The organism is Kitasatospora saccharophila (genome assembly GCF_039529925.1).
In the GTDB taxonomy this organism is placed as follows: domain Bacteria; phylum Actinomycetota; class Actinomycetes; order Streptomycetales; family Streptomycetaceae; genus Kitasatospora; species Kitasatospora saccharophila.
The window spans coordinates 63588-87568 of the sequence record NZ_BAAANS010000037.1 but is presented as its reverse complement, the minus strand read 5'-3'; the positions used below and the strand labels follow the sequence as shown (position 1 = coordinate 87568).

Here is a 23981-nt window from a genome sequence, read left to right as displayed (position 1 = left end):
CCTGGGCGGCCCGGGGCGGTGCTGGGCGGCCCCGGGCGGCTCGGGGCGGGTGCGGGGCGCGGCGGGGCCGGACGCGGGCCGCCGCCCGGGGCGGGCGGCGGCCGGGCGGCTCAGAGCTCGTCGATCTCGTCGTCGTAGACCTCGCTGACGTCGAAGCGGCAGATCAGCAGCTCCGGGTCGGCGCCGTCGAACGGTTCGGGCAGCCACTCGCCGGGGTCGGACGGGTCGGCGGCCGACACCCACAGCGTGGAGTCGCCCTCCTCCAGGCCGAACTCCTCGGCGCGGGCGGCGATCTCGTCCGGCTCGTACTCGCCGAACAGCACGCCGATCGCGGCCGTCACCTCGCCCTCGGCGCCCGCGCCGGGCGCGAGCGACTCGTCGACCCGTTCGGCCTGGGCGCGCAGCCGCTTCGGGTCGGCGATCAGGTAGTCCCGGCGGATCAGCACGCTGATCGCCTCGGGGTGCTCGGGGCCCTGGTAGCCGGACCCGGCGTCGTCGCCGGGGATCTCGAACGGGGTGACCTCGTCGTAGACCTCGTAGAGGATCTGGTCGTAGGCGATGGCTGCCGCCGCGAGCTCCTCGTACGCGTGGACGACGACCGGATCGCCGGGTTCGGTGGAGCTGGAGACGGCCTGCAGGTGGCGGTCGATGGCGGCCTTGACCGCCTCTGCGGCGGCCCGTACCTCGGTGATGGTCAGCTGCGCGGCATCAGACATGGTGCAGACGCTATCCCCACCCGGCGACGACACGCACAGCGGTTGTCACCTACAGCCGCTAAAACCGGGCAAGTTCACCCCCGATGTCCGTTCCGGGTGCTTCTGCGCCCACCGCCGCGGGGCGTTTCCCGACCCCGTCCCGACCGGGCTCCGCTCGGGTTCGCGCCCGTCCGGCTCCGGGGGGACGGGTTCCGCTTCGGCCCGCGCTCCGGCCCGGGCCGCCGCCGCGGGTCGCCGGACCGGGGTCGGGGGCGCGCATCGGCGCGGTCCGGCGCGGGTATCCCTTCCGGTAGCGGAAAACTGATTGACGATCAGCTCGGGCCGGGGCGAGGCTCGGACCGTCCGTGCGGACGGGCCGTACCCGAACCGGCCACCTGTCGGCGACGCGCCGTAGGCTTGCAGGCAGCACAGCAGCGGAGGAGACGCCTTGATCCCTACCAAAACGGTCCGGCTTCCGGAGTACGAGTACCAGTCGCTCCGCCTGCCGCGCGGCACCACCAGGAACGCCGCGCGCCAGCTCCTCACCGAGCACGCCGAGTACGGGAACTGGGAGCTGGACCGGCTCCGGCTGTTCCCCGACGGCAGCCGCACGGTCCGGCTGAAGCGGAAGATCATCCGGCAGGTCCGTTCCACCTGGTAGCGATCGCCCTCCGGGAGCCACCCGGGCCCGCGCCCGGGCACCCCACCGCCTTCCGTGCGGTGGGGTGCCCGGGCGCGGGCGTGCGGTGCTGCGGCCGTCCGGCGCCGCCGGTGTCAGCGGCGGGCGAGGGCCCGCGAGCGGCGGTAGAGCACGCCGCCGCCGAGCAGCAGCGCGATCCCGGCCGGGGCGATGACCTCCAGGCCGGACGCGCCGGTGGAGGCCAGCTGCGCCTGGCCCGCGACGGCGGGGGCGGCGGCCCGGGCCTGGGTCACGGTGGCCGGGGTGGCCGGGGTGTTCACCGTGGTCGTGGTGCCGGGGGTGGTCGGGGTGGAGGGCTGGTCGCCGTTGGGGCCGCCGTTGCGGTCGGTGGGCGGGGTGCCGTGCTCGCCGCCGGTCTGCTCGGGCGGGCAGTCGTGGCCGGGGGGCTGGGTGCTCGGCGGGGTGGTGGTGGGCGGGGTGGTCGGGTGCTGGTGCTGGTGCGGGGTGCCGGCGTTCGCGCAGTCGTTGCCGAACGCCGGGTTGCCGAGGCCGACCACGCTGACCGAGTTGCCGCAGGCGTCGACCGGCGCGGCGATCGGCACCTGCACGTTGTTGCCCGAGGCGACGCCGGGCGAACCGGCAGCGGTGCCGCTCGCGCCGGCCCCCGACCCCGCGTGGCCGCCACCGGTCTGCCCGCCGCCGGCCTGCCCGCCACCGGCGTGGCTACCGCCGGTGTGGCCGCCCGCGCTGACGTTGGAGCAGTCGTTGCCGTACGCCGGGTTGAGCAGGCCGATCAGGTTGATCGTGTTGCCGCAGGCGTTCACGGGGAGCTCCACCGGAACCTGCACCGCGTTCCCGGAACCCACGCCTGGCGAGTTGACCGCCGCACCGTGCGCGTCGGCGGTGGCGTGGGCGTAGCCCGCGGTCGAGGCCAGCACGCTGCCGGTGGCCATGGCCGTGAGGAGGCCCTTCCTGGCGACCTGTCGCATTGACTCCCCTTGGTTTCTCGCTCGATGGTCCGGACCCGATCGAACGGCGCCGGATTTCCGTTTCTCCGGAATCCGGGGCCGGACGTCGATCCGATAGTCGGAATTGCCCGCCGCGACGGCGGCAGCACTACTTCAACGACCCTTAACGGTGAAGGTTGAGCCATCTGCAGTCAGTTCATCCGATCGGGTGAGCTGCGGCTTTGCCCGGGAACCGCGCCGTTCACCCGACCGGGCGGCGAACGGGTCGGCGCCGCCCCGCGCGCCCCTCCGGACACGCGTCCGCCCCCGCGCGACACAGGGGTCGCGCGGGGGCGGGAACTCGGGGTCGAGCGGCCCGTCGGTCAGTGACGGGACCGGCTCAGACGTTCTGGCAGGCGTTGCCGAACGCGGGGTTGAGCAGGCCGATCACGCTGATGGTGTTGCCGCAGACGTTGATCGGGACGTGCACCGGGATCTGGATCAGGTTGCCGGAGAGCACGCCCGGGGAGGCGACCGCCGAACCGTCCGCACCGGCACCGCCGTGCGCCGAGGCGACACCGGCACCCGCGAGCACCAGGCCACTGGTGGCGGCGACAACGGCAGCGATCTTCTTGGCCTTCATCTGAACTGTTCCTCCTGGTCGTTTCCAGCCCGTTCCCCCGGGCTGCACACGGAAGAACGAAGCCTCCGGGGCCGGGACACGGGGCCGGAACCGCATTCACCCGTTGAAGTGATCAAGCGAACAGGTGATCGCCATTTCGGATGCTCGAAAGCTCTGATGCTGGACGGACTAATCCGACTTCCGCCGCCCCGCACCCCGTGTCCCGCCCCGGCGGGGCGCCGCGCCCCGGCGGGCGCCGCCCGGTCAGGCCAGGTCGATGAACCGGTCCAGCACCCGCACGCCGAACTTCAGGCCGTCCACCGGCACCCGCTCGTCCACGCCGTGGAACATCCCGGCGAAGTCCAGCTCCGGCGGGAGCTGGAGCGGCGCGAAGCCGAAGCAGCGGATGCCGAGGTCCTGGAAGGACTTGGCGTCGGTGCCGCCGGACAGGCAGTAGGGGACGGCCCGGGCGATCGGGTCCTCGGCGCGCAGCGCGGTCTGCATGGCCTCGACCAGGGGGCCGTCGAAGCTGGTCTCGATCGCCTTGTCGTGGTGCAGGCTCTCGCGCTTGACGCGCGGCCCGAGGACGCTGTCCAGCTCGGCCAGGAACTCCTCCTCGTAGCCGGGCAGGAAGCGGCCGTCCACGTGCGCGGTGGCCTGGCCGGGGATCACGTTCACCTTGTAGCCGGCGCCGAGCATGGTCGGCTGGGCGGTGTTGCGCAGGGTGGTGCCGATCATCTTGGCGATGCCGCCGAGGATCCGCAGCGTCTCGTCCATGTCCTCCGGGTCGAGCGGGACGCCCAGCGCGTCCGAGAGCTCGTCCAGGAAGGCCCGGACGGTCTTGGTGATCCGCAGCGGGAACTCGTGCCGGCCGAGCCGGGCCACCGCCTCGCACAGTTCGGTGATCGCGTTGTCGTTGTTCTCCATCGAGCCGTGCCCGGCCCGGCCCTCGACGGTCAGGCGCATCCAGTGCATGCCCTTCTCCGCCGTCTCCACCAGGTACAGCCGGGCCTGGTCGTTGACCGTGAAGGAGAAGCCGCCGACCTCGCCGATCGCCTCGGTGACGCCCTCGAACAGCTCGGGGTGCCGGTCCACCAGGAACCGGGCGCCGTAGGTGCCGCCGGCCTCCTCGTCCGCCAGGAACGCCAGCACCAGGTCGCGCGGGGGCTTGCGGCCGGTGCGCAGCCGGTCGCGGACCACCGCGAGGGTCATCGCGTCCATGTCCTTCATGTCGACGGCGCCGCGACCCCACACGCAGCCGTCGGTGATCTCCCCGGAGAACGGGTGCACCCGCCAGTCGTCGGCGTTGGCCGGGACCACGTCGGTGTGCCCGTGGATCAGCAGGCCCGGCCGCGACCGGTCCTCGCCCTCGATCCGCACCACCGTGGAGGCCCGGCCCTTGGCCGACTCGAAGATCTGCGGCTCCAGCCCGAACTCGGCGAGCTGCTCGGCCACGTACTCGGCCGCCTTCCGCTCCCCCGGACCGGATCCGTCGCCGTAGTTGCTGGTGTCGATCCGGATCAGGTCCCGGCAGATCTCCGCGACCTCCGACTCCGCCGTCACCACGCGCTCGCTGCCCACGCTCATCGCTCCCACCTCGTGTCTGCCCGCCCGGCGCGGCTGCGGCCCGCGCCGCCCCGACCCCAGCCGGGGGCCGCGGGCACCGTCCCGCCATCCTCCCCCCAGCACCCGCCCACTCCCAAGGGCGTGTCCCCCCGACACTCCTTACCGCCGCCCCCACCACCCGCTTTCGAAGCCCCGGCCGCCCCCGCGCCCCCGGTTTTGGGTCCGGCAGTCGATCTTTGCTACTGTTGTCCATGTCAGCGCGGGGAACACCCCACGCGGACGACACCCGGTCCGGGTGGCGGAATGGCAGACGCGCTAGCTTGAGGTGCTAGTGCCCTTTATCGGGCGTGGGGGTTCAAGTCCCCCCTCGGACACCAGCTGAGACCCCTGTTGATCAGGGGTCTTTCTGCGTTTCCGGCCGCACTGGCCGAGGGCGCGCGGGTCGTCCGCGTCCGCGCGCTTGCCGCTTCCTCGTTCCGGTGGGCGGGAGGGGGTGTCGGGGGGCGTCGCTAGGGTTCCGGCTGTCGATCATCGGATGGTCAGGGCGCGGAGGAGTGGGCTGTGCGGCGCTGGGAGCTCGTCGGGGACGGTTCTGCGGGGTTCGGGGAGGCGGCCGTCGAGGGCGCGGAGGTGCGGGAGGCCGGGGCCGCCGGGGACACGGTGCCGGTCGGGGCGGGCGAACTGCCGGACGAGGAGACCTTCGTGCTGCCCGCGGCCTGGCGGCGGGCGGTGCTGCCGCGGCGCGGGGGCCGGGTGCCGAAGGTGTCCCGGCCCGGGCCGGAGGCGCTGGAGCGGGAGCGGCGGCGGATCGCCGACCGCGGGGACTGGGTGGAGCGGGTGCTGGACGCCCCGGCCTCCGACCCGGAGCTGGTGCGGGCCGCGCGCGCCTACCTGGACGGTGCGCCGGACGCGGTGGGCGCGGCGGCGGTGGCGAGCATGCTGCCGACCCCGTGGGGGGCCGAGCCCGCGGAGCACGCGCTGTTCGGCGACGTCTGGACGGCCCGGCACGGGTTGGCCTTCGCGGTGCGCGCGCTGCTGGAGCGGGACTCGGTGGAGACCCACTACGAGCAGTCCGGGCACCGGACCTCGGACATCGCGCTGCGCCCGCGGACCGTTCACCGGCTCCACCACGAGAGGACGCACCTCCCGGCCGAGGAGCGGGTGCGCAGGCTGCTCGCCGCCGCTCCGGAGCCGGAGTACCGGGCGGCCCTCGCGGTCCTCGCCGAGCACCGGGGCACGCCCCGGCGCCGGGCGCTGGCCTCCTACCTCGCCCCCGGCGTGCCCGGCTGGCTGGACGAGTGCCTCGCCGACCTGCCCCACTACGGCGACGACAAGGGGCAGTTGCAGTTGCAGCTGCTGTACTCCCTGGACGACCCCGCGCAGGTGGAGGCGTTCGTCCAGGACCCCTGGACGACCTGGAACGGCTGGACGGCACAGCTGGTCGCGACCGTCGCCGACAGCGTCGGCACGGCCGCCGTCCCGCTGGTGGGCGAGGGGTTCAAGCTGGCGTACGGGACGGACAGGAACCGGGATCTCGCCGCCGCGCTGGCCGGGTTCCCGACCGACGAGGCTTTCCGGCTGCTGCTGGCCAGGCTGGACGACAGGGCCGTCCGTCCGGCGCTGCTGGAGGCCGCGCAGCGGTACCCGGTGCGGGCCGTCCGGCTGCTGGCCGAGTCGGCGGCGCGGGGCGGGCAGGACGGGGCGACCGCCCGGGCGCTGCTCACCACCCACGTGCTGCTGCACCGGGAGCTGCTGCCGCGGATCCTGCCGCTGCTCGACGACGCGACGGCCGCGCTGGTCGCGGAGCTGGACGGCGTCCGCCCGCAGGCCGCCGAGGCCGGTCCGGAGGCGCTGCCGCCGCTGCTGGTCTCGCCGCCGTGGACGCGGCCGCGCACCCGGCGCGAGGTGCGGGTGGTCGAGGGCCTGCGGCCGGACGAGGAGGTGCGGTTGGTCTGGCGGGCCGGTGAGCGGGAGCGCTGGGCCCGGACCGACATCACCGGGGGGCAGTACCCGGCGGACACCGACTGGGCCGCCGAGGCGAGGACGGTGCTGGGCGAGTCCCGCGGCCTCTGGTCCCCGGTCCGGCTGCTGACCCAGGGCCCGGCGGAGGTGCTCGCCCCGTTCGTCGCCGACTGGCGTCCGGCGGACCTGTGGCGCGGCGCGGAGTACCTGCCCGCGGTGGTCGCCGAGTACGGCCCGGCGGCGCTGCCGATGGCGCTGCACGTCGCCCGGGCCCAGCCCGCGAACCTCGCGCCGCTGCTGCTGCCGTTCCTTGAGGTGCGGGCGGCCCGGCAGCTGGCGGACGGCCTGGTGCGGCTCAAGTCGGTGCAGCCGACGGCCCGTTCGTGGTTCGCCCGGCACGGAACGGCGGGCGCGCTGCTGCTCGTCCCGGACGCGGTCGGTCCGACCGGGCGGGCCCGGGCGGGCGCCGAGCAGGCGCTGCGGTTGGTCGCCGCGGACGTCGGCGGGGCGGAGCTGCTGGCCGCCGTCACCGCCCGCTACGGGGATCCGGCGGCGGAGGCGGTCGCCGAGGTGCTGGCCGCCGACCCGCTGGAGATCGCGCTGCCGGCCCGGATGCCGGTGCTGCCGTCCTGGGCGCGGCCCGCCGTCCTGCCGCAACTGCTGCTGCGCGCACCGGTGGAAGGGTCGGAGGCCGCGCTGCCCGCCGAGGCGGCGGGGCACGTGCTGACGATGCTGGCGCTGTCCAAGCCCGGTGAGCCGTACCCGGGGCTGGCGGTGGTGGCGGAAGCCTGCCGGGCCGACGGGCTGGCCGCGTTCGGCTGGGCGCTGTTCGAGCAGTGGCAGCAGGCCGGGCTGCCCGCCAAGGAGAGCTGGGCGCTGCACGCGCTGGGGGTGCTGGGCGACGACACGACGGTGCGCCTGCTGACGCCGGTGGTGCGCGAGTGGCCGGGGCAGGGCGCGCACCAGCGGGCGGTGGAGGGGCTGGACGTGCTGGCCGCGATCGGCACCGACGCCGCGCTGCTGCACCTGCACGGGATCGCGCAGCGGGTGAAGTTCAAGGCGTTGAAGGCCCGTGCGCAGGAGAAGATCGCCGAGGTGGCGGAGGGCCTGGGCCTGACCGCCGAGCAGCTCGGCGACCGCCTGGTGCCCGACCTCGGCCTGGGCCCGGACGGCAGCACCGTCATCGACTACGGCAGCCGGACGTTCACCGTCGGCTTCGACGAGCAGCTGCGCCCGTACGTGAAGGACGCCGACGGCAAGCGCCGCAAGGACCTGCCGGTGCCCGGCGTCAAGGACGATCCGGAACTCGCCCCCGCCGAACGCAAGCGGTTCGCCGCCCTGAAGAAGGACGCCCGCACCCTGGCCGCCGACCAGATCCGCCGCCTGGAGGCCGCGATGGTCACCGAACGCACCTGGAGCACCGAGGAGTTCACCACGCTGTTCGTCGAGCACCCGCTGGTGTGGCACCTGGCCCGCCGACTGGTCTGGACCGTCGACGGCACCGCGTTCCGGGTCGCCGAGGACCGCACCTTCGCCGACGTCCACGACGAGCCGTTCGAGCTGCCCGCCGACGCGACCGTCCGGCTGGCCCACCCGCTGCTGCTGGGCGAGGAGCAGGTGGCGGTGTGGTCGGAGCTGTTCGCCGACTACGAGGTGCTCCAGCCGTTCCCGCAACTCGGCCGTCCCGTCCACCGGTTCACCCCGGAGGAGGCCGCCGCGAACCGGCTGCACCGCTTCGAGGGCCGCACCGTGCCGGTGGGCCGGCTGCTCGGGCTGACCAAGCGCGGCTGGGAGCGCGGCGCGCCGCAGGACGCCGGGGTGGAGTGCTGGTTCTCCAAACGGCTCGGCGAGGGCTGCCACCTGGTCATCGCGCTCGACGAGGGCATCGCGGTGGGCATGGTGGACGCGTTCCCCGATCAGACCTTCCAGACGGTCTGGCTGGACTCCTCGCCGGGCAGCTACTGGGGCAGCCGCGAGTACCCGCTGCGCTACGGCGACCTGGACCCGGTCACCGCCTCCGAGCTGCTCGCCGACCTGGAGGAGGTCACCGCCGGGTGACGCCCGGGGTGCGGGCCCCGGCGCGGGCCCGGGGCCCCGGCACGGGGCGAGCCGAGACGCTGCCGTGGCCGGGACGTGACGCGGCGTCGGGAGACTCGTGCCCATGCGAAACGACGGGGGGCGGGTGCTGCGCTGGGCGGGGCACCCGGGGACGTTGCTGGCGGTGCTGGTACTGGCGTTCAACGACCGGGTGGGTAAGCGGTGTTGGCCGGGGACGGTGACCGGCAAGGCCAGTGACGTGGCGTGGATGCTGGCCGTCCCGCCCGTCCTGGCGCTGCTGGCCTCGGCCGTGCCGCGGCTGCGCGGGGAGCCGGCGGCCCGGCTCGGGGTGGCCCTGACGGCGCTGGGCTTCGGGTGGGCCAAGTCCTCCGTCGCCGGGGCCGAACTGGCCTCCCGCGGCTGGTCGGCGCTGACCGGCGTGCCGAGCCGCACGGTCGCCGACCGGACCGACCTGCTGGCGCTGCCCGCGCTGGCGGTGGCCTGGTGGCTGTGGCGGCGCAGCGCGCACCGGCGGCCCGAGCTCCCTGAACGCCCCGGGCCCTCCGGCCGTCCCGACCGTGCCGTGCGTCCTGTGCGTCCCCGGCTCCGGCGGCCGTCGCGGCGGGCGCTGGCCCTGCTGACGGTGCCGCTGGCGGTGGCGTCGATGGTGGCGACCTCGGCGGCGGACCGGCCGCAGCCGCGGCTGTGGAGCGAGGACGGCAAACCGGTGGCGTACGACGGCCGGCGCTGGACCAGCGACGACGGCGGTCTGAGCTGGCGTTCCGACCCGGGCGGCGGGAAGTCCACCGAACCGCCCGCCGACGCCCCCGCCGCGGCGGACGGGCAGTGCCTTCCCGAGCAGCCGCAGGTCTGCTTCCGGCTGCTCGGGTACGGGCTGCCGGTGGAGATCAGCCGGGACGGCGGGGCGAGTTGGCAGGAGGACTACTTCCCGTCGACAGCGGTGCGCGTCCCGATGGCGGGGGCGCCGACCGCGGGGGCGCCGGGAGCGCCGTCCGCGGCACCGCCGACGCCGGGCGAGCTGGTGGTCGTGGCCGCCCCGGGCGGCGGGCACACGGTGGTCGTGGGCTACCCGCTGAACGGCCTGCTGGTGCGGAGCACGGACGGCCGGTGGAGCGAGGGCTCCCTGCCGCCGCGGCCCGAGGCGGACCGGGCGGACGGCGTGAGCCACCTGCTCGCGGGCGCGCTGGTGTCCTTCGTGGCGGGGCTGGCGGCGCTGCTCACCGGTCTGGGCGCGCGCCGCCTGCGCACCGCCGTCCGCCCGTTCGACCCGCCGCACCTGCCGTGGCTGCTGGCGCTGCGCGGCGCCCTGCCGTTCAGCTGGCTGTCCGCGGCGGCGGCGCTCCTCGGCCAGCACCGGCTGCCCTGGCCGCTGCCGGTGCTCTGGCCGCTGTCGGCGGCGGCGCTCGCGGCGACGGTCCTGCTGTGGCGGCGCCCGCCCGCCTCCGGCCGGGGCCCCGGGACCACGGTGGGCATGCTGGCGGTGGCCGCCCTGGTCTGCGTCACGACCTTCCTGAGCGCGTTCCTCCCCGACGGCTCCCGGCTGTCCTGGGCCGCCTCCTGCTGGTGGGCCACCTGCTACGCCCTCCTCGGCGGTCTGGCCACCGCCCTGATCGGCGTCCTGACCCGGCCCCCGCGCAGCCCGTACCCCCCGCTTCCCGGCTCGTTCGGCCGGTAGACGCGATGCCGGCCCACGCCGACGCCCCCGGGTGGACGCCGCTCCGGGAGGGGTGAGCGGGTGGGGCGCGCGCCGGGGTGTGCTTCGAGCGCCCCCGTGCGGGTGAGCGCGGGTCGTTCGTGGGCGGAGCTGGCGTGTCGGGCGGGTGGGCGCTGCCAGGGTGTGGCGGGTGATCTCTCGACGTGGATTGTTCCTCGCCTCCGGCGGTGCGATGACCGCCGCCGCCCTGGCCGGCCCCGGGGCCGGCCTCTCCCGGGCCGCCGGTGCGGCCGCCCCACCGCCCGACCCGGCCCGCCAGGAGGCGGCGCTGACCATGGCGCGCCGGATCCTGCTGACCGACGCGGACCACCGCGACCTGACGCTCGACTACCTGAAGCTGCTGACCGGCCGTCAGCGGCTGCGTCCCACCGCGTCGCGCGAGGTGCTGGTGGTGGGTGCGGGCGTGGCGGGCATGGTGTGCGCGCGGCTGCTGCAGGCGGCCGGGCACAAGGTGCGGGTGCTGGAGGCGAACCGGAGCCGGGTCGGCGGCCGGGTGAAAACCTTCCGCGGCGACCTGTGGCAGGACCCGCGGCTGCACGCGGAGGCGGGCGCGATGCGGATCCCGTCCAGCCACGTGCTGACCCTCGCGCTGGCCGACCACCTGAAGGTGCCGCGCCGCCCCTTCCACCTGGTGGACGTCCCGCCCGAGCCGGACCTGGTCTCCGGGGACGCCCGGGTGGTCTACAAGTCGTGGACCGGCGAGGAGTTCGCGACCGGCACCGCGCCCGCGTACACCGCGCCCAAGGGGCTCGGCGGCCGGCTGGTGCACGTGAACGGGCAGACCGTCAGCAAGGCGGCGTACGCGGCCGACCCGCGACCGGTGAACAAGAGCTTCGGCTGGGACAGCGACCAGACCACCGGCGCCGCCTTCGACCGCGCCCTGGACACCGCCCGCGCGTACACCATGGTGAAGAACGGCGACGGCTCCTGGAGCGACAAGCCGATCGAGCAGCGGGTGACCGGCATGGCGCAACTGCTGTACGACCTGGACGGCTACTCGCTGCTGCGCTACCTGCAGGAGAGCGAGGGCTGGAGCGACGCCCAGGTGCAGGCGGTGGGCACGCTGGAGAACCTGACCAGCCGGCTGTCGTACGGCTTCCTGCACTCGGTGTTCGACGCCTCGGACATCAACCCGGCGGTCACCTACTTCGAGTTCAGCGCGGGCACCGACGCGCTGACCGAGGCGCTCGCCAAGGGCCTGCCGATCGAGCGCGGCAAGGTGGTCACGCAGGTGCGCCTGGTCGACGGCGGGGTGACGGTGGTCGCCGAGCCGGAGACCGGTCCGGAGGACGAGGCGTGCGAGGGCGCGGTCGGCGGCGACCGCTGCGAGTACCGGGCGGACGCGGTGGTGCTGGCGGTGCCGTACGCGGCGCTGCGGCACGTCGACTTCGACCCGATCCTGCCGTACGGCAAGCGCCGGGCGATCGCCGAGCTCAAGCACGACACCGCGCACAAGGTGCTGGTCGAGTTCACCGAGCGCTGGTGGGAGTGGGACGAGGACGCCTGGCGGGCGAAGCTGGGCGCCGACTACCGGCCCGCCCCGCACGGGGACGCGGTGGCGGCGGTCGGCGGCGGCTGCGTCTCGGACGAGGCCAGCCGGTTCGTCTACTTCCCCTCGCACCCGAGCGACGACGGCGCGCCCGGCGGCATCGTGCTGGCCGCCTACAACTGGGCCGAGGACGCGCTGCGCTTCGACGCGCTGACCCCCGCCGACCGGCACACCGAGGCGCTGGACCACCTGGCGGGCCTGTTCGGCGAGCGGATCCGCCGCTACGCCACCGACCGGCACGTGTCGCAGTCCTGGCTGCGCAACCGCTGGGCGCTCGGCGAGGCCGTGATCGAGACCCCCGGCCAGCTGCTCAGCCTCGGCCCGCACGTCCCCGCCCCGGTCGACGGGCGGCTGTTCTTCGCGGGCGACCACTGCCAGCCGCGCTACCACGCGTGGATCTCCGGCGCGATCGCCTCCGGCACGGAGGCCGCCGTCCAGCTCACCTCCGGCTGACGGCTGACGGCTGACGGCTGGCTGCTGACGGCTGACGCCCGCTCAGGGCCCGCCCGACGGCCGTCCGCCGGGCGGGCCCTGACGCGCGTTCGGGCCGCACCGGCCCCGGCTCCCACGCGACCCGCACCGGCCCTGACGCGCGTTCGGCCCGTCCGGCGCCGGGCCCCGGACGGGCGGGCCGCCCGGGGCGCCGATAGCATCGGCCCATGCCTGACGCCGCCCGCCACCAGCGGTCCTCGGTGCTGCTGGCGTTCCGCTCCGCGGTGGCGCTGAACCGGCTGCTGGACGTGCTGCCGGTGTTCGAGGGCGACCCGCGGATCGACCGCTGGTTCACCCTGGTGCCCGGTTCCCGGTTCGGGACGGACGCGCTGGCCGCGCTGGACCGCTCCGGCGCCCGGGTGGTGGACTTCGACGAGGCCCGCGGCCGGCACTTCGACCTGATCCTCTCCACCAGCCCCAAGGGCGAACTGACCAGCCTCTCCGGCCGGGCCCGGGCGCTGCTGCCGCACGGCGCCGGGTTCAACAAGGCGCTGGCGGACGAGGGTTCGCCCCGGCTGCCGTCCGGCCTCGACCCGGCGTTCCTGCTCGCCGCGGGCGAGCCCTGGGCCGACCTGCACGGCCTCGGGCACCACGAGCAGCTCGCCCGGCTCACCGAGTTCTGCCCGCCCGCCGCCGCCCGCGCGGTCGTGGTCGGCGACCCGACGCTGGACCGGATGCGGGAGTCGACCGGCCGCCGCGACACCTACCGGGCCCGGCTCGGCGTCGGCGGGCGGACCCTGCTGGCGGTGCTGACCACCTGGGGCCCGGAGAGCCTGCTGGTGCGCCGGCACGGCCTGCCGCTGGAGCTGGCCCTGCACCTGCCGGTGGACGAGTACCGGGTCGCCCTGGTGGTGCACCCCAACGAGGTCAGCGCCCGCACCCCCTTCGACCTCGCCGAACAGCTCGGCCCGGCGCTGCGGGCCGGCCTGCTGCTGCCCGCCGCGCACCAGGAGTGGGCGTCCGTCCTGGTCGCCGCCGACGCGGTGCTCACCGACCACGGCTCGACCGCGCTGTACGCGGCGGCGCTCGGCCGCACCGTCGTCCTGGACGGCTACGACGGCGGCCGGGAACTGCTGCCCGGCACCCCGATGGCCCGGCTGCTGGCCGCCGCGCCGCGCTTCACCGGGGCCGCCGACCTGCCCGGCCTGCTGCGCGCGGCCGCCCCGCCCGACCCGTCCCGGGTCGCCGCCGACGCCTTCGCCCGCCCGGGCGAGGCGCTGCCGCTGCTGCGCGCCGAGCTGTACCGGCTGATCGGCCTGCCGCCCCCTGGCACGCCACTGGCGCCCGCACTGCTGCCGGACCCGGTGGCCTCCCGGCCACCGGACCGGGCGCTGGCGGTGCGCGCCGGGGTGGACGGGCGGCGGGTCCGGGTGGAGCGCTTCCCGGTGGCCACCGACCTGCCGGTGCACCACCGGGCCGCCCAGCACGGGGCGGCGGGCCTGACCGAGCAGCGCGGCGCCGAACTGCTGTGGCGGCGGCCGGGCACCGGCCGCTGGTCGGCGGCCGGCTGGGCCGCGCACGTCCTGGACGAACTGCCGTCCTGCCGGGCCGCCGCCGCCCTGCTCTCCCCCGGGCGCTGCCTGCTGGTGCACCGCCGGCTCGGCGCGTTCGCCCTGCGCGTCCCGCCGCACCGCGCGGACGGCCGGGTCGCCCGGGTCGACCCGGCCGCGGCGGCCTCCGCCGCGTACGCCTGGCTGGTCTCCCGGCCGCACCCGGCCGGTGAGCTCCCGGTGGAACTCACCTGCGCGGTGGGCCGGTCGACGGCCCGACTGGAGCTGACGGCGGCCGGGCCGGAGGAGCTGGACGCCGAGTTCTGACGACGGGCCCCGGGGGTCACGCCCCGGTCGGGTCGCCGCCGGTCGGGTCGCCGCCGTCCGGCTCCCCGCCGTGCTCGGCGCGCAGGGCCGCGGCACGGGCCCGGTACCGGGCGGCGGCTTCGGGGCGGCCGGTGCGGTCGGCGAGTTCGGCGTACTCGGTGCTGATCCGGGCCTCGTCGTGGCTGGAGCCGCGGGCCACCGCGTCGGCCAGGGCTTCGACGAGCAGGGGCTCGGCCTCCTGGTGGCGGCCGAGCCGCCGCAGCGCCCGGGCCAGGCCGAAGGCGGTGCGGGCGACCAGCCGGGCCCGGCCCGGCAGGGCCGCGAACTCGGTGCGGGCCTCGGCGAAGAGCGCGGCGGCGGCGGGCTGGTCGTCGGCGGCGGCCGCGGTCTTGGCGAGCTGGTAGGTCTGCAGGGCGGCGCCGTACGCGTTGCCGATGCCGAGCTGGATGCCGCGGGCGGTGGTGAAGTCGGTGCGGGCGGCGGCGAAGTCGGCGAGCGCGGCCGCCCGGTCGCCCTGCCGGAGGGCGGACTCGCCGCGGGCCAGGGCGAGTTGGCCGCGGAAGTCGATCGCGGAGCCGGCCAGCCTGCGGTGCGGGTGGGAGTCGTCGAGCAGGTCGGCCAGCGCGGCGGCCCGGTCCAGCGCGGCGGCGGCCTCCTCGAAGCAGCCCTGCTCCCACAGCGGGCGGGCCAGCATGCTGCGGGTGCGGACCCGGGACGGCAGGTGGCCGGTGCGGTCGGCGGCGGCGACGGCGGTGCGGAAGGCGTCCACCGCGTCCGAGCGGTGACCCTCGACCGGGCCGTCGGGGCCGTCGGCGCCCCCGGCGTGCCGGGGGTGGTCGAGGAAGTGCGTCCACAGCGATTCGGCGAGCGCGACGGCGTCCTCGTCGCGGCCGCTGTCGTGGGCGAGGCCGACCGCGCCGTACAGGGCGTGCCGGTTGGCCTCCATCCAGCGCAGCGCGTCGGTCCGGCCGGTGCCGAGGTCGGCGTCGGGGACGCCGGGCAGCGGCGGGAGTTCGTCCTGGACGGTGGCGCGGGGGCCGGCGGCCAGCAGGTCGGCGCGGGCGGTCTGGCGGCGCAGCCAGTGCAGCAGCCGGGCCCGGGCGGCGTCGCGTTCGGTGCCGGCCGGGTCGGCGGTGCGGCCGGTGCGGCGGGCGTGGGCGCGGACCAGGGGGTGCTGGCGGTAGCCGCCGGAGCGGTAGTCGAGCAGTCCGGCGGTGAGGAGTTCGGCGAGGGCGTCCTCGGTGTCGAACATCTCCCGGCCGAGCAGGGCGGCGGCGGTCGGCAGGATCACGAACGGGCCGGGGCACTCGGGCAGCAGCCGGTACAACCGGGCGGCGTCCGGGCCGAGTTCGGCGTAGGCGGCGTCCCAGACGGCTTCCACGGGCGTGTTCCCCCGCTCGTGCAGGTCGGCGGTGAGGCGTTCGGTGAGGGCGGCCAGGCCCCGGTGCGGGTACTTGCGGGCGAGTTCGCCGGCCACCTCGGCGGCCTTCGGCAGTCCGCCGCAGGCGGCGGCGAGCGCCCGGACGGCGGCCGGGTCGGCGGCGGCCGGGTGCCGGCCGTCGAAGAACAGGCCGAGCAGTTCGGCGGTCTGCTCGGTGCTGAGCGGGGCGAGCGCCAACTCCCCGGTGGCGGGGCCGAGGTCGTACAGCGGGCCGTGGCTGGTGACCAGGACCAGGCTGCGGGCGGAGGCGGGCAGCAGCGGTTCGGCCTCGGCGGCGCTGCGGGCGTTGTCGATCACCAGCAGCAGGCGCTTGTCGCGGGTGCGGTCCCAGAACTGGCGGACCAGGCCGCGGAAGTCGCGGCGCAGCCACTCGGGTTCGACGCCGAGCGAGCCCAGCAGGTCGATCAGGACGGCGGCGAGGTCGGTCAGTCCGTCGCGCCGGTACTCGTCCAGGTCGAGGTAGTGGGCGCCGTCCGGGTAGCGCGCGGCGAGCCGGTGGCCGGCCCGGACGCACAGGGCGGTCTTGCCGACGCCGCCCAGGCCGGTGACGGTGAGGATCCGGGGGCGGGTGCCGTCGCCGTCCGGGGCGGCCTCGGCGGTGGCGGTGATCCGGCGCTGCTCCTCGGCGCGGTCGACGAAGTGCGCCTTCTCCGGCGGGAGTTCGAAGGAGGGCCGGTGGACCAGCACCGGTGCCTGGTGGACGTGGACGGCGTCGATGCGGTGGGCCTGCACCAGGTGGTCCACCCGGGCCCCGCCACCGACCACGTTGTGCGTGTGCTCGCTCACCCGGCCCACCCTACGCGTTCGGGCGGGGGCCGACCGGTGGTCCGTGGAAGTCCGCCGGGCCTACGAGTGGTCGGCCTCGACCGGGCGGTAGTACTCCCAGCTCGGGCTCTCGGCGAGGGCGCGCCAGGTGTCGAGGGCGATGGGCGGCTGCAGCTGCCCGTTCCCGACGATCACCCCCCGGTTGTCGACCGTCCCGCAGTACTCGGTGAACCTGACGACCAGGCCGCTGGGGCGCCACACCGCGACGCGGTAGCCGTAGATGCCGTAGGCCGGGATGTCGTCCGCCTCGACCATCTCCCAACTGCCGTCGGGCAGGTAGCCGTAGGTGCAGATGCGCTGGCGGTTGCCGCTGACGGGGGTGGTCCGGTCGCACTGGAACTGGCTCTGCAGCGCGGAGAGCGGGGCGGCGGGCCCCGGGAAGGGCCGGTCGGCCCGGTGGAGCGTCAGCTCCAGGGCGCCCTCGCGGTGGTCGGCGTCCCGGTAGAGGAAGAGCGCCCCGGCGAAGGACGGCCAGCTGTGCCGGATCGCCGCGGCCGGGCCCGGGCTCATCTCCTCCAGGTTCTTCATCGCGCTGCTCTCGGTGAAGTCCTCGAGGTCCTCCTCGGCGAGCTTCCCGGTGGGAGCGGGCCGGCCGAGCGGGGCGAGCTCGGGCAGTTCCAGCGGCCCCCCGGTGCCGGCCCCGACACTGCCGGTGGCGCCGTCGGACGGCCCGCCGGACGCGGGGGCGGTCGGCGGGGCGGCCGGGGCGACGGCGGGGCGCGGGGCGGCCTCGATCAGCGGGAGGCCGAGGTCGGCTCCGACGAGGGTGACGGCGGCGACGGCCAGTGCCGTCCCGGCGATCCGCAGCCGCCGGGCCAGTCGGCGGCGGCGGCCGCGCCGGCCGCTCTCGGCGACGATCACCGCGACGGGCACGCACAGGTCCTCGACGCTCGTCTCCATGAGGGTGGAGAGCTCCAGGTCCAGGTCCGGGTCCGGGTCCAAGGTTCCGATGCCTTCCGTACGGGCAGGTGGGTGTCGCGCTGATCGGGCGGGCGGGCGCGGGGGTTCGGAGCGTAGTGGGCGGCGGGTCAGTCCTGGAGCAGCAGGGCCCGGTCGGGGCCGAGGATGGTGCGCAGGCGGTTCATCGATCTGGAGTTGAGGCTCTTGACCGCGCTGACGGTGAGGCCCATCGCCTCCGCGGTCTCCTCCAGGCTGTAGTCCTCCAGGTAGCGCAGCACCACGACCGCCCGGTTGCGGGGCGGCAGTTGGCGCAGCGCGGCGATCAGGGTGACCCGCAGGGCGGCCGAGCTGCCCTCCTGCGCGCCGATCGACGGCTCCTCGGGGAACTCGTCGACCGCGAGCTCGGTGGAGCGGCGCAGCCGCCGGTGCGAGAGGTAGCAGCGCAGCAGCACCTTGCGGGCGTACGCGTCCAGGCCCGCCGCGCCGTCGCGCTGCAGCCTCCCCCAGACCGGGTAGAGCTTGGACAGCGCGGTCTGCACCAGGTCCTGGGCCTGGTGCCAGTCCCCGCACATCAGGTACGCCAGGTGGAACAGGCGGCGTGCCCGGCCGGCCGCGAACTCGTCGAAGCCGAGTTCCTCGGTCATGTGGTCCCCCGGATGGAAAGGTGTTTCGTCGACGTCCTGAAGACACGTCGCGGGCGGCCGGGGGGTCGCGGGCCGGGGGTAAAGACTCGGTAACGATGATCGGCGACGGGGCCGGGCGGACCCGGCGTCAGCTGAACGGGGCGTCAGACCTCCTGGGCTCGGCGCCCGGTGGGCGCGGGCCGGACGTCGACGCTGATCCGGGAGCCGTCGGGCAGGTCGCGGGCGGCGTGGGCGAACGGGCCGCGCACGCGCATCGCGGCGGCGGCGTCCTCCGGGACCAGGTTGTCGTGGGCGTACTCGCCGCCGAGGGCGAAGAACCGGCGCGGGAGCAGCCGCTGGTCGACCGGGAGCGGGCCGTTGGCCTGCATGTAGGCGTGGGCGAAGGAGTGCGCGCCGCGGACGTCGGGGTCGGCGAGCAGCCAGTCGGCCCAGTCCTCCAGGCTGCCGCCGAGGTCGGTGACGGCGGCGGTCTCCGGGTCGAAGCGGACCACCCGGGTGCCGTCGAGGATGCCGAACTGGACGCCGAAGAGGTCCTGCCCGAAGCAGAACACCTGGTCGGCGAGGCCCTGGTAGCTGGACTTCCAGGCGTCCTCGCCGTTCCACTCCAGCAGTTCGGGGCCCAGTCCCTCGTCGCCGACCCGGTAGACCTGGATGCCGCCGTTGAAGGCGAAGAAGCCGTTCATCCGGCCGAGCAGCGCGGCGAGTTCGGCGAACGGGCCGTCGGCGGTGCCGAAGTCGAGGTCGACGCCGGGGCCCATCGGGCCGCGGGCGAGTTCCAGCAGCCGGTCGAGTGCGCCGCCCGGCGTGCCCGTGGTCCCCGTCGTGCCCGTGGTGCTCATGGTTCGGTCCGTGTCCGTTCCCCGGGGCCGCCCGCTGCGGCCGACGCCTGCGACGATACCGGGGAACGATCAAGTCCCCTGGCAGGAAACTCCGTTCGGCCCCGCGCGCGGACCGTGCGGTCAGGCGCCGCCCGGGCCGGTCCGGGCGCCGACGGGGCGGGTGACGGCGAACAGGCCGAGCAGCACCGCGAGGGCGCTGAACGCGGCGGCGGCCGTCACGGCGGTGGCCAGGCCGTGGGCGAGGTCGGCCCGGGCGGGGTGCGCGGTGCCGTGCACGGCGCGGCCGTAGCGGGTGACCAGGACGGCGACGCCCAGCGAGAGGCCGACCTGCTGGACGGCCTGGAGCAGGCCGGAGGCGGCGCCGGTGTCCCGGGGGGCGAGCCCGGCCAGGACGGTGGTGTTGAGCGGGACGAAGCCGAGGCCCAGGCCCGCGCCGAGCAGCAGCAGCGGTCCGAACAGGCCGCTCCAGTAGCCGTCGGCGGGGCCGGTGGAGGCCAGCCACAGGCTGTCGGCGAGCAGCAGCGCGGCGCCGGTGACGATCAGCGGCTTCGCCCCGAACACCGGGATCAGCCGGGGCGCGCTGCGGGCGGCGGCGAACTGGGCGAGCGCCAACGGCAGGAAGGCCGCCCCGGCGGCCGGCGGGCCCAGGCCCAGGCCGTCCTGGACGTACAGCGACAGCAGGAAGTAGCTGCCGCCCATCGCGGCGAACAGCAGCAGGAAGATCGCGTAGGCGGCGGAGCGGTCGCGCCGGGCGAACAGCCGGAGCGGGATCAGCGGGCGGGCGGCCCGGGCCTGGACCAGGACGAAGCCGGCCAGCAGGAGGGCGCCGAGCAGCAGCGGGACGACGGTGGCGGGCGCGGTCCAGCCGGCCGAGGAGGCGTGGATCAGGGCGTGGACGACGGCGGTGATGCCCGCGGTGGAGGTGAGCGCGCCCAGCAGGTCGGGGCGGCCGGGGTGCCGTTCGGTCTCCGGGAGGTGGCGGCGCGCCAGCAGGACGGCGGCCAGGCCGATCGGCACGTTGACGAGGAACACCAGCCGCCAGGAGAGCGTGGCGAGCAGTCCGCCGAGGACGAGTCCCAGGGTGATGCCGAGCCCGGCGACGGTGGAGAACACGCCCAGCGCGCGGTGGCGTTCGGGGCCCTCGGGGAAGGTCACGGCGATCAGCGAGAGCGCGGCGGGCGCGGCGAACGCGAAGCCGACGCCCTGCAGGGCGCGGGCGGCGATCAGCACCCCGGCGTTCGGGGCCAGGCCGCCGAGCAGCGAGGCGGCCACCGTGACCAGCAGCCCCGCGGCCAGCGTCCGGCGGCGGCCGAGCAGGTCGCCGGCCCGGCCGCCGAGCAGCAGCAGGCCGCCGAAGGCCAGCGAGTAGGCACTGAAGACCCAGGCCAGGCCGCCCGGGGAGAAGCCCAGCCCGGCCTGGATCCGGGGCAGTGCGATGTTCACGATGTTGCCGTCGACGGCGACCATCAACTGGCAGGCGACGATGACCGCCAGCGCGCGCCCGCCCGCCCCGGCGGGTCCGGGCGGCAGGGTTCGTTCGACTACGGAGGAATGTGGGCCTCGGACGGTCACGGCGGTCTCCCGGAGGGCAGGACGGGGGGAGCGCCGAGGGCCAGGCCGCGGTCGACGCTTGTAGACTTTTCGATGGTAGGGACGGCCGGAGAATTGGTCAACGAGCGTTGAAACACGGTCGCCACCGTGGCCCGCGCGACGACCGGAGCCGGGATGGGGCAGGACAGGAGACGACGTGACCACACCCGAGCGGCCCGGCGGCCGGGGCACCCGCACCCGGCAGGCGATCCTGGCGGCGGCCCGCGAGCTGTTCTCCGAACTCGGCTACGAGCAGACCACCGTGCGCACCGTGGCGCACCGGGCCGGGGTCGACCCGGCACTGGTGATGAAGTACTTCGGCTCCAAGGAGGGCCTGTTCGACGCGGTCTCCGAGCTCACCCTCTCCTTCGGCGGCGCGCTCTCCGGGCCCCCCGAGCAGCTCGGCGAGCGCCTGCTCGGGCACGTGCTGGCCGACCTCGACGGCCGCCCCGACCGCAGCCTGCCGGTGCTGCGCTCGATGCTGACCCACCCGCAGGCCGCCGAGGCGGTCCGCTGCGCGGTCGCCGACCCCGGCAACAGCCCGGTCGCCGACGCCCTCACCGGCGAGGACGCGCAGCTGCGCGCCACCCTGGTCGGCACCGTCGCGCTGGGCCTGCTGGTCTCCCGCTACCTGCTGCGCGTCCCCGAGGTCGAGCAGGCCCCCGCCGAGCAGCTCACCGCCCTGCTCGGCCCCTGCCTGCGTCCGCTGCTGACCCCGCCCGGCCCCGACGCCCCGGACGCCCCCGCCGCCCCTGCCGCCCCCGACTCCCCCGCCGCCCCGGCGGGCCCGCTGCGGGAGCTGGCCGCCGCCGAGGCCGAGCGGCGGGCCGCCGCCGAGCGCGTCGACCGGCTGGCCCGCGCGGCGCTCGCCGCGGGCGCCTCCTTCGCCGAGGTGGGCCAGCTCCTGGGCATCACCCGCCAGGCCGCCCGCAAGCGCTGGCCCCGCGAGGAGAGCACTCCCACTCTCACGACAACCTAGGTTGTCACTCTGCCCTCCTGCTGCCATGACAACCCGGGTTGTCGCAGGACGCGCGAGCGGGGCGGTACCCGGAGGAGTCCTCCGGCGTACCGCCCCGCTCGGAGCGTCGGTCGCTCAGACCTGGGGCCGCCAGACCCGCAGGTAGTCCGCGGCGGCGGTGATCGCGTTGTCGTCGGACGGCGAGGGGTGCCAGTAGCCCGCGCAGATCGACAGGTTGAGGATCAGGTAGGCGCTCCAGTTCGGGCCGGTGCCGGTGTGGTCGGAGAAGACCAGCTTGTGGTTGATGTACCAGTCGTTGTTGTACGCCCCGTAGTGGACGCCGATGCTGACCCAGGCGCCGGGGTAGATCTCGTCGGCGTCGGTGTAGTACGTGCCGGCGCTGTTGATCCGGTTGGAGAGCTCCAGCAGGTTCGGGTTGTCCGGGTGGTACTCGAAGGAGTCGATCTCGTTGCCGCCGTCCTTCCAGGTCCACAGCGCGGGCCAGGCGCCGTTGCCGCTGGGCAGTTGCAGCCGGACCTCCGCGTAGTCGCCGGGCCGGACCTGGAAGCCCTGCTGGGTGTACTCGGTGGTGAGCAGGCCGGTGTCCCAGGACTGCTTGCCGTTCTCCAGCCGGTTGGCGCCGGGGGTGGCGGTGAAGGTGTTGGCGCCGTTGGCGGTGCTCAGCGCACTGGGCTGCAGCCAGTCGAGCTTGTCGTCGTCCGGGTTGTGGTTGCCGTACTTGTACGCGCTGGTCCGGTCGTCCTCCCAGGTGGTGCCGAGCAGCGGCGGGTTGCTGAAGTTCTCGTCGAACACCAGGTTCCCGGCGGGGATCGGCGGCTCCGGCGGGGTGACCGACTTGCTGACGGTCAGGGTCTTGCTCGGCAGGTTGTGGTACTCGCTGCCGATCCGGTACCAGCCGAACTCGGTGTAGGTGCCCTCGGGGAAGCTCCGGGGGGCCGTGGTCAGGACGTAACCCTGCGGGCAGATCCGCACGTTGGCGGCGGTGCCGGGGAAGTCGAGCACCTGCTGGTCGGCGTCCCGGACGCCGATGCCGACCTCGTCGACGTCCAGACAGGCGGTGGAGTTGACCGCGAGCGTGCCGGTGACCTGGGTGTCGGCGACGGCCTTGGTCGGCACCAGGGCGAGCTGGCGGACGGTGGGCGCGGCGACGGTCAGGGTCTGGCTGGGCAGGTTGTAGTACGTCGAGCCGATCCGGTAGAAGCCGAACTCGCTGTACGTCCCGGCCGGGAAGCTGCGGGTCGCGGTGGTCAGGGTGTAGCCGCCGGGGCAGATCCGGGTGCGCCCGGCCGAGCCGGGGAAGTCGAGGTTCTGCTGGTTGGCGTCCCGGACGCCGACGCCGAGCTCGTCGACGGTGATGCAGGTGGAGAGCGAGCCGACCGAGAGCGTCGCCGCGACCGGCGTGTCCGGCAGGGCGCTGGTCGGGGTGAGGCTGCGCTGCTGGATCCGCGGCGCGGCGGAGGCCGGCGCGGCGGGCAGCAGCGGGACGACGAGCAGCAGCGACAACAGCGCTACGCGGCGGGGCAGGGACACGGAGCTCCGATCGGCCGTCGAAACGGGGGGTGCGGGAGGAGGGAGGGGGTGCGGGTGCGGTGACCGGGCACCGGACTACTCGACGTCGATGGTGAAGGCGCGGGTGGGGACGCTCCGGGTGGGCCGGTCCGGGTCCTGGACGGAGACCACGCCGCCGGAGAGCCGCTGGCCGGGCCGCACGTCGTCCGCGATCCGCAGCGGGAGGATCACCGTCGCGGTGCGGCGCAGCGACAGGCCCTTGCGGAAGTCGCAGGTCAACTCCCGTCGCGCGTCGTCGTACTGGCAGCTGTCGGGGAAGACCCTGCCCTCCACCGTGACGTGCTTGGGCAGCCTGACCGTGGCGTGGAAGTGGTCGCTGACCTCCTTCGGGCCGAGGTTGGCCACCAGGGCCCGCACCACGGTGAGGCCGCGCACCTTGGTGCGGTCCACCGACACGTTCACCACCTGCAGGCCGTCCTCGCTGTTCGGGGCCCGCTGCTCGTCCGCGCTGACCGCCGCGCGTCCGCCGAGCGGCGGCACGCCGGACGCCACCGCGGCGGTCCCCGTCCCGGCCACGCACAATGCGGCCGCGATGCCGATGCGCCACCAACCGCGCCGACCGATGCTCACCGTTCAACCACCTCCCGTCGTCGTCAACTCCCGGCAGGATCGGCCGTTCTCAGGGGTGACGGCGCGGCGACGCACCGCCGCCCGGGCACGAGAACCCGTGCGGCGGACATAGGTCGGACTATCCGAAAGGAGGATCCGGCGACGAGTTCGCCGCCGCGCCTTCCCGTCGGCGGCGATCGCGGTGGGGCCCTGTTCGGTGTGGCCGTGGCGGCGGCCGCCGTCCCGGGCGTAGCGGATGTCGTCGGCGAACAGCACGGCCGACGCGTCGCCGCTCCGGCGGTCGAAACCGGCGTCCGGGGAAGGGGGTTGCCAGTCGGTGGGGCTCCCGTCCGCGGTGTCGACCCCCCTGCAGGACATCCGTGTCGTGGAGGCGGACGACCGCCTGCCGCATCAGCCGGTCGCCGCCGGTGGGCACCGCGCGGCGTCCCCCGCCGGTCGGGGCGTTCGGGGCCGGCCGGTCCAGCGCAGCCGCCGGGCCCCCAGGTCGACCGTGTCCAGCACGGCCGGGGCCGGTCGCGGGGCCGCTGCCCCGGGCCGCTACCGGGGCGCGGCGGGGGCGGGG

Annotated in this window: 18 protein-coding genes and 1 tRNA gene; 7 read left to right on the top strand and 12 right to left on the bottom strand. The window is 75.6% G+C overall.

Annotation, left to right across the window (positions count from 1 at the left end):
- Positions 1–110: 110 nt before the first annotated feature.
- Positions 111–716 (bottom strand): hypothetical protein, encoded by a 606-nt coding sequence (locus ABD345_RS25375; protein WP_344554924.1) that lies wholly within the window; start codon positions 714–716, stop codon positions 111–113.
- Positions 717–1146: 430 nt separating this feature from the next.
- On the opposite strand from ABD345_RS25375, the gene ABD345_RS25370 reads away from it, so the two are divergent.
- Positions 1147–1356 (top strand): DUF5703 family protein, encoded by a 210-nt coding sequence (locus tag ABD345_RS25370; RefSeq protein WP_033251932.1) that lies wholly within the window; start codon positions 1147–1149, stop codon positions 1354–1356.
- Positions 1357–1469: 113 nt separating this feature from the next.
- Here ABD345_RS25370 and ABD345_RS25365 read toward each other — a convergent pair whose 3' ends face one another.
- The 3 genes from ABD345_RS25365 to ABD345_RS25355 form a co-directional block, all read right to left on the bottom strand.
- Entirely contained in the window at positions 1470–2324 is an 855-nt protein-coding gene (locus tag ABD345_RS25365; RefSeq protein WP_344554922.1) for a chaplin, read from the bottom strand.
- 358 nt (positions 2325–2682) lie between these two features.
- Entirely contained in the window at positions 2683–2925 is a 243-nt protein-coding gene (locus tag ABD345_RS25360; protein ID WP_344554920.1) for a chaplin, read from the bottom strand.
- Between the two features lie 243 nt (positions 2926–3168).
- Complete coding sequence (locus ABD345_RS25355; RefSeq protein WP_344554919.1) at positions 3169–4491, bottom strand: M20/M25/M40 family metallo-hydrolase; 1323 nt, start codon at positions 4489–4491, stop codon at positions 3169–3171.
- Between the two features lie 268 nt (positions 4492–4759).
- Between ABD345_RS25355 and ABD345_RS25350 the strand changes: the two genes are divergently transcribed.
- From ABD345_RS25350 to ABD345_RS25330, 5 genes are all read left to right on the top strand, one after another.
- A tRNA-Leu gene (locus ABD345_RS25350) sits at positions 4760–4847 on the top strand.
- A 184-nt stretch (positions 4848–5031) separates the two neighbouring features.
- The gene (locus tag ABD345_RS25345; RefSeq protein WP_344554918.1) at positions 5032–8490 is read left to right on the top strand and encodes a DUF4132 domain-containing protein; all 3459 of its coding nucleotides are present in this window, start codon (positions 5032–5034) and stop codon (positions 8488–8490) included.
- 103 nt (positions 8491–8593) lie between these two features.
- The gene (locus ABD345_RS25340; protein ID WP_344554917.1) at positions 8594–10165 is read left to right on the top strand and encodes a hypothetical protein; all 1572 of its coding nucleotides are present in this window, start codon (positions 8594–8596) and stop codon (positions 10163–10165) included.
- Between the two features lie 169 nt (positions 10166–10334).
- Entirely contained in the window at positions 10335–12206 is a 1872-nt protein-coding gene (locus ABD345_RS25335; protein ID WP_344554915.1) for a flavin monoamine oxidase family protein, read from the top strand.
- A gap of 206 nt (positions 12207–12412) precedes the next feature.
- On the top strand, positions 12413–14062 hold the full coding sequence (locus ABD345_RS25330; RefSeq protein WP_344554913.1) for a translation initiation factor 2: 1650 nt from the start codon (positions 12413–12415) through the stop codon (positions 14060–14062).
- Positions 14063–14078: 16 nt separating this feature from the next.
- Here the strand turns inward: ABD345_RS25330 and ABD345_RS25325 are convergent, their stop codons facing one another.
- From ABD345_RS25325 to ABD345_RS25305, 5 genes are all read right to left on the bottom strand, one after another.
- On the bottom strand, positions 14079–16289 hold the full coding sequence (locus tag ABD345_RS25325; protein ID WP_344554911.1) for an AAA family ATPase: 2211 nt from the start codon (positions 16287–16289) through the stop codon (positions 14079–14081).
- A gap of 60 nt (positions 16290–16349) precedes the next feature.
- The gene (locus ABD345_RS25320) at positions 16350–17270 is read right to left on the bottom strand and encodes a hypothetical protein (RefSeq protein ID WP_344554909.1); all 921 of its coding nucleotides are present in this window, start codon (positions 17268–17270) and stop codon (positions 16350–16352) included.
- 86 nt (positions 17271–17356) lie between these two features.
- Positions 17357–17872 (bottom strand): SigE family RNA polymerase sigma factor, encoded by a 516-nt coding sequence (locus ABD345_RS25315; protein ID WP_344554907.1) that lies wholly within the window; start codon positions 17870–17872, stop codon positions 17357–17359.
- Positions 17873–18015: 143 nt separating this feature from the next.
- Positions 18016–18711: an SMI1/KNR4 family protein gene (locus tag ABD345_RS25310; RefSeq protein ID WP_344554906.1), complete on the bottom strand. Its 696-nt coding sequence runs from the start codon at positions 18709–18711 to the stop codon at positions 18016–18018.
- 120 nt (positions 18712–18831) lie between these two features.
- Positions 18832–20283 (bottom strand): MFS transporter, encoded by a 1452-nt coding sequence (locus ABD345_RS25305; protein WP_344554905.1) that lies wholly within the window; start codon positions 20281–20283, stop codon positions 18832–18834.
- A 175-nt stretch (positions 20284–20458) separates the two neighbouring features.
- On the opposite strand from ABD345_RS25305, the gene ABD345_RS25300 reads away from it, so the two are divergent.
- Positions 20459–21280: a TetR/AcrR family transcriptional regulator gene (locus ABD345_RS25300; RefSeq protein WP_344554904.1), complete on the top strand. Its 822-nt coding sequence runs from the start codon at positions 20459–20461 to the stop codon at positions 21278–21280.
- A 114-nt stretch (positions 21281–21394) separates the two neighbouring features.
- Here the strand turns inward: ABD345_RS25300 and ABD345_RS25295 are convergent, their stop codons facing one another.
- From ABD345_RS25295 to ABD345_RS25285, 3 genes are all read right to left on the bottom strand, one after another.
- Complete coding sequence (locus ABD345_RS25295; protein WP_344554903.1) at positions 21395–22810, bottom strand: glycoside hydrolase family 16 protein; 1416 nt, start codon at positions 22808–22810, stop codon at positions 21395–21397.
- A 75-nt stretch (positions 22811–22885) separates the two neighbouring features.
- Entirely contained in the window at positions 22886–23419 is a 534-nt protein-coding gene (locus tag ABD345_RS25290) for a hypothetical protein (protein ID WP_344554902.1), read from the bottom strand.
- Positions 23420–23422: 3 nt separating this feature from the next.
- On the bottom strand, positions 23423–23674 hold the full coding sequence (locus tag ABD345_RS25285; RefSeq protein ID WP_344554901.1) for a hypothetical protein: 252 nt from the start codon (positions 23672–23674) through the stop codon (positions 23423–23425).
- Between the last annotated feature and the right edge of the window lie 307 nt (positions 23675–23981).